The 1,986-nt window shown below is 59.5% G+C and carries 3 protein-coding genes; all 3 read left to right on the top strand.

Features of this window, described 5'->3' with window-relative positions; genetic code table 11:
• On the top strand, positions 1 to 195 hold a 195-nt coding region (locus CAPSK01_RS24285), incomplete at its 5' end, for a hypothetical protein (RefSeq protein WP_273704234.1).
• 212 nt (positions 196 to 407) lie between these two features.
• Positions 408 to 1,184 carry a GNAT family N-acetyltransferase gene (locus tag CAPSK01_RS21150; protein ID WP_273704233.1) on the top strand — a complete coding sequence of 259 codons (777 nt, stop codon included), beginning with the start codon at positions 408 to 410 and terminating at the stop codon, positions 1,182 to 1,184.
• A 142-nt stretch (positions 1,185 to 1,326) separates the two neighbouring features.
• Positions 1,327 to 1,986, top strand: a 660-nt coding sequence (gene dapF, locus CAPSK01_RS21145; RefSeq protein WP_034931586.1) for a diaminopimelate epimerase, incomplete at its 3' end; no start/stop codon positions are given.

Raw genomic sequence — 1,986 nt, 5'->3', positions numbered from 1 at the left:
CTGGCCTGTGTAATGCCACCCTTTTTTCACCATTCACCTTCACTTCCAGAAATCCGGCATGAACAGCTGCCGAGGGAGACCGCCAAGCGCATCGTCAGGCATCCCCCTCCGGGCATGGATGGCCAAGCCACCATGGGCCACGGCGCCGATAACTGCGCAGGGAAACCGCGTACAAGTACACCGTATAACCAGTGAATGAAAAGCGTTGCGGATACAGACAATAGTACTATGAGTGCAACTCGTCACGGCTATTTCCTATGGAACATGGCCACTGCATACACCTTGTTTGCCATGAGGAAATGCCAGCCCGTTCGACTTTCCCGATGCGCACCATGTTGTCTGCGGGCGCCGGCCCCTAGACATCTCCACCAGACCCAATCTATTGTTTATAATGGATTATTTATTTCATGTCCGCATTCTCTGATCGACTCGATGACTTTTCCAAATATCTGAAATCAAACGAATTACTTGAAAGTGCCCGCGGCAATGCCAAGGGCTTCATGCGCCAAGGTACGCTCACCTTCCCGGTAGTCATGACCTTTCTGCTCTCCGGTGTGCAAAGTGCCGACGGGAAGAGGAATTCGCGCAGGCTGTCCCGGAACTGCGGGCCGAACTCGAACGACTCACCGGCAAGCCGCCGGTCACCTGAACCGGTTGAAAGAATGAATGTCCTGATCACCCCCCTCACCGCAGCCGATGTCGATCCCGTCGCCGCACTGGCCCGCCGGATCTGGCAGCAGACCTACCCCGGGATCATCAGCCAGGCGCAGATCGACTTCATGCTCGAACAGCGCTACCACCGGCAGCGCTTGCTCGACGAGTTGACCATGCCGGATCTCTGGTGGGATCAGCTCCGGGTCGATGGCCAACTGGCCGGTTTTTCGTCCTGCCTGCGGATCGACGGCGGCAAGGAAATGAAGCTCGACAAGATCTACGTCGATCCGGGAAAGCAACGCCTGGGCCTGGGTGCCCGACTCATTGCGCATGTGGCCGAACGCGCGCTGGCGCTCGGTTGCTGCGCGCTGATTCTGGCAGTCAACAAGCGGAATCAGGCCGCCATTGCGGCTTATCGCAAGCATGGCTTTGCTGTCCGCGAATCGGTGTGCGTCGATATTGGCAAGGGATTCGTCATGGACGACTTTATAATGGCGAAACCGCTGCCTGGGCACGCGACCGAATCCTGAACCAACGGTCATGGCGAATAACGCCCCCCGATAATGAAAGCTTTGACGCCATGACCGTTCCTCTCTTCCCCAACCCCTTGTATGCTCTCCGCCTGGCGAGCGAGGGAAGCATTGTCAGTCGCTGCGCGACTTTTACGGCAAGATGAAACTGACATTTACCAAGATGCAGGGACTCGGCAATGACTTTGTCGTGCTCGACGGGATTCGCCAGTCGCTCGAACTGACACCCGAGCAACTGCGCTTCCTGGCCGATCGCCATTTCGGCATTGGCTGCGACCAGGTGCTGCTGGTCGAGGCGGGCACGCGCCCCGATGTCGATTTCCGCTATCGCATCTTCAATGGCGATGGCGGCGAGGTCGAGCAGTGTGGTAACGGCGCACGCTGCTTCGCTCGCTTTGTGCATCAACAGGGGCTCACGACGAAACGCGAGATCCGCGTCGAAACGATGCGCGGCGTGATCGTTCCGCGCCTCGAGGAGGACGGTTCAGTGACCGTCGACATGGGGGTGCCGGTGTTCGCCCCGGACGAGATTCCCTTCGTCAGCGACCGCGACGATCTTCTGCAGCCACTCCGGGTCGCCGACGAGGAATGGGCCATGACCGCTGTCGGCATGGGCAATCCGCACGCCGTGCACGTGGTTGCCGACGTCGACACCGCGCCGGTCGAGCGGCTGGGGCCACTGATCGAATCGCACCCGCGTTTCCCGCAACGTGTCAACGCCGGTTTCATGCAGGTGCTCGACCGGCACGCGATTCGCCTGCGGGTTTTCGAACGTGGCGCGGGTGAAACGCTGGCCTGCGGA

Origin of the sequence: Candidatus Accumulibacter vicinus (assembly GCF_000584955.1) — a bacterium.
Lineage (GTDB): Bacteria > Pseudomonadota > Gammaproteobacteria > Burkholderiales > Rhodocyclaceae > Accumulibacter > Accumulibacter vicinus.
The sequence above is the reverse complement of the archived record's forward strand: the minus strand, read 5'-3'. Positions and strand labels throughout refer to the sequence as shown.

Coding starts and splice junctions, on each gene's coding strand:
- CAPSK01_RS21150 (WP_273704233.1), top strand. CDS start 408: ATGTCCGCATTCTCTGATCGACTCGATGACTTTTCCAAATATCTGAAA.